The organism is Pseudomonas sp. SIMBA_068, from assembly GCF_046534705.1.
Classification (GTDB): domain Bacteria; phylum Pseudomonadota; class Gammaproteobacteria; order Pseudomonadales; family Pseudomonadaceae; genus Aquipseudomonas; species Aquipseudomonas putida.
This window is the reverse complement of sequence record NZ_JAWRYI010000927.1, coordinates 1-258: the sequence shown is the minus strand read 5'-3', so window position 1 is coordinate 258 and position 258 is coordinate 1. Positions and strand designations below refer to the sequence as shown.

General features: G+C 37.6%; 1 protein-coding gene. It reads left to right on the top strand.

Annotation, left to right across the window (positions count from 1 at the left end):
* Positions 1 to 258, top strand: a 258-nt coding sequence (locus SB756_RS32110) for a hypothetical protein (protein WP_410913506.1), incomplete at both ends; no start/stop codon positions are given.

The following is a 258-nucleotide window of genomic DNA, read 5'->3' as shown; positions in this document are numbered from 1 at the left end:
CGTTAATTATGCTTACGGTGCTTGCCTTCTTTTTACAAATTATTAGCCCAAATAAATACGTAGGAATGGGGTTATTTATTTTGTACTACATAGTGCAAATGGTAATGGATTCGTATGGATTTGAACACCATATGTATCATTTTTCGAAAAGCAGTAGCGTACCGTACTCTGATATAAACGGCTATGGACACTTTTTGCAAGCAGCGCATTGGTACACATTGTATTGGGGCGCGTTAAGTCTTGTTTTGGCTATTGTAG